The 3,061-nt window shown below is 34.5% G+C and carries 5 protein-coding genes; 3 read left to right on the top strand and 2 right to left on the bottom strand.

The genetic code is table 11. The features are described from left to right. Nucleotides 1-485 (top strand): T9SS type B sorting domain-containing protein (locus tag ACIQ2S_RS12475; protein ID WP_396176482.1); only part of this gene is annotated, 485 nt, incomplete at its 5' end. 290 nt (nt 486-775) lie between these two features. Here ACIQ2S_RS12475 and ACIQ2S_RS12470 read toward each other — a convergent pair. After that, nucleotides 776-1,153 carry an RNA recognition motif domain-containing protein gene (locus ACIQ2S_RS12470; protein WP_396176480.1) on the bottom strand — a complete coding sequence of 126 codons (378 nt, stop codon included), beginning with the start codon at nt 1,151-1,153 and terminating at the stop codon, nt 776-778. A gap of 142 nt (nt 1,154-1,295) precedes the next feature. Beyond that, complete coding sequence (locus ACIQ2S_RS12465) at nt 1,296-1,775, bottom strand: DUF6252 family protein (RefSeq protein WP_396176478.1); 480 nt, start codon at nt 1,773-1,775, stop codon at nt 1,296-1,298. A gap of 203 nt (nt 1,776-1,978) precedes the next feature. On the opposite strand from ACIQ2S_RS12465, the gene ACIQ2S_RS12460 reads away from it, so the two are divergent. Together ACIQ2S_RS12460 and rimM are read left to right on the top strand one after the other, a co-directional pair. After that, complete coding sequence (locus ACIQ2S_RS12460) at nt 1,979-2,608, top strand: 30S ribosomal protein S16 (RefSeq protein ID WP_396176476.1); 630 nt, start codon at nt 1,979-1,981, stop codon at nt 2,606-2,608. 12 nt (nt 2,609-2,620) lie between these two features. Beyond that, nucleotides 2,621-3,061 (top strand): ribosome maturation factor RimM (gene rimM, locus ACIQ2S_RS12455; RefSeq protein ID WP_396176474.1); only part of this gene is annotated, 441 nt, incomplete at its 3' end.

Below are 3,061 nucleotides of genomic sequence, written 5' to 3'. Positions count from 1 at the left end.
GCTTAACTGATTTTCAATGGATAGTGAGTGAACCGTTTTCAGATAATCCGACCATTACAATTATTCCAAATAGTCCAGGAAATTATTTGTATCAACTGGATTTTGGACCTCAGCAAACTTCCAATGTTTTTCAGAATGTAAGCTCTGGTTTTCATACCGTCCAAGTTGTTGACATTAATGGATGCTCTAATACAATTAAAAAAGAAGATATTCTAATCATAGATTATCCCAAGTTTTTCACACCTAATGATGATGGCTATAATGATACTTGGAATATCAACGACTTGTTTTTACAAAACGATTCAAAAATTTATATATATGATAGATATGGAAAATTGCTAAAACAAATTTTTCCTTCGCAATCTGGTTGGGATGGTAAATACAATAATAGTGAGATGTTTTCTGATGATTATTGGTTTGTTGTTGAATTTGAATACAACAATACCATGAAATTGTTTAAAGCACATTTTGCATTAAAAAGATAATCAATATGACAGTAGAACCCTCTAGCATGAATTTTGAATTATGAAAAGATAATTTGCAGTCTAAAATCAAAAAAACAGACAAATATTGTTAATTTACCATTCAAATTTAAAAGGGTAAAAATTGGAAATTAAAAAACCCAAAAGTGTTAAGAAAAGTTACCTTCAAGCTAATCGTTTATAACTTAAAAAATACATTTTCAAAAGATGAAAATCAATTTTAGTTATTAACAAAAACGAAAAAAACCACTCACTTTCGTGAATGGTTTTTATTATCGTATAAAGAAAAATTCTTAGTATCTTCCTCCGCCGCCGCCGCCGCGACTGTTTCCACCGCCGCTGTAGCCACTGCCACCACGACTGTTTCCACCACCGCCGTAACCACCACCGCCTGAACGGTTGTTGCTAGAGCTTCTTCTTTCACCTTCCGGTTTCGGTTCCGACTTGTTTACCACAATAGCACGACCTTGAACAGTAGCACCGTTTAACTCGTCGATAGCTTTTTGAGCTTCCTCGTCGTTTGGCATTTCAACAAAACCAAATCCTTTACTTCTTCCAGTAAATTTATCGGTTACAACTTTAACAGAGTCAACTGCTCCATAAGCCTCGAAAGACTCTCTTAAATCTGCTTCCTCAATACTGAATGGAAGACTTCCAACAAAAATGTTCATATGTACAAAATATTAATTCAATGCAAAGGTATACTAAATTTTACCTATTTGGTTAGATTTATGTTTTTATTTTGATATTCAAGTGAATAAATAAATAAATCACGGTGCAAACGTGGTAAAATCCCTGCCAAAATGAACTAATTTATGGTGCGTTAGTAATTTTTATATTGTAGAAAACACCTTTTTGAAAGTTCAATACTTCGCCTCCGAGCGGATTTTCGTCTATATTAATTGCATTAAATCTAAATGTGCCAGAAACGGTTCCTGCAGCAGCATCGTAATCATTGATAACAATTTGTCCATTACCACCAATAGCAACACCGGTAGTATACAACAATTCAATATCGTCAAACTCGGCAGTAAAAGATGCACTTCGGGCAGAATTTTCGCCTAAATTATAAACTCCAACATTTCTAGAAGGTGTTTGAAGCGTTAGCACTTGGTTTTGCGTATATGCTTCAATTTTTAAAGCTCCGTTGGCGTTAACAGTGGCTCTAAAATCAATAGCTCTCCAAATCACGTTATCCACTAATCCTTGCACGGAAGGATCATTAAACGTGACATTTTCTTCACAAGAAGAAAAGGCAAAGACCAAAATAAATAAACTAAGTATTTTTTTCATTTGAGGTAGATTTGATTGCAATAATAACACAAAAATAGTTTTTCTATTGAAACAGCCTAAAAATATTTTAAAAAAGGTATTAAAATAAATGTTAAAAATATTTTCAATTAATTTTAAATCAATGTTTTTCAATATAAAAAGTTTTGTATATTTGCACCCTTAATTAACAGAGGTCGAGAACCTCAAAATTTAATCATAAGATTATGTCAGTAAAAATTAGATTACAAAGACACGGTAAAAAAGGAAAACCTTTTTTCTGGATCGTAGCAGCAGACGCTCGCTCAAAAAGAGATGGTAAATTCCTTGACAAAATTGGAACTTACAACCCAAACACTAATCCTGCAACAATTGATTTAAACTTGGACAGTGCTGTTCAATGGTTACACAATGGAGCACAACCAACGGATACTGCAAGAGCAATCCTTTCTTACAAAGGTGCGTTATTGAAACATCACTTGGATGGAGGCGTTAGAAAAGGTGCGTTGACTCAAGAACAAGCAGATGCTAAATTAGCCGCTTGGTTGGATGAAAAAACAAACAAAGTAACTTCTAAAAAAGAAGGTTTATCAAAAGCAGAAGCAAAAGCGAAAGCAGATGCTTTAAAAGCTGAGAAAGTAGCCAATGACAAGCGTGCAAATGCTGCCGCTGAAGCTGCAAAAGCTGCCGAAGTCACAGAAGAAGTAGCCGAGGAAGTTGTGGAAGAAGTAGCTGTAGAAGAAGTAAATGAAGTAGCTGCTGAAATAGTTGCCGAAGAAACTCCTGCAGTTGAAGAAGCTCCTGCAGTTGAAGAAGCTCCTGCTGCTGAAGAAGCTAGCGAAGAAAAAGAAGCTTAATTAGTTGCGATTATGCGTAAAGATGAATGTTTCTATCTTGGCAAAGTCGCTAAAAAATTTAGTTTTAAAGGAGAAGTTTTAGTCTATTTAGACACAGACGAACCCGAATTATATGAAGAACTGGAATCAGTTTTGGTTGAATTCAACCAAAATCTGGTTCCATTTTTTATTGAAAGCAGTTCTTTACACAAAGATAGTTTTCTTCGTGTGCAATTTGAGGATATTCACAATGAAGAAGATGCCGATCGTATTATCGGTTGCGAAATATACCTACCTCTTTCCTTTCTCCCTAAATTAGATGGAAATAAATTCTACTACCATGAAGTCATAGGTTTTGAAATAGAAGACCAACGATTGGGTGTTGTTGGAAAAATTGTCTCTATCAACGACTCAACTGCTCAACCTCTTTTTGAAGTTTTAAATAATGGTGTCGAACTATTGATTCCTATGATT

It is taken from the genome of Flavobacterium sp., assembly GCF_044371705.1.
Taxonomy (GTDB): domain Bacteria; phylum Bacteroidota; class Bacteroidia; order Flavobacteriales; family Flavobacteriaceae; genus Flavobacterium.
This window is presented reverse-complemented; position numbering and strand designations above follow the sequence as displayed.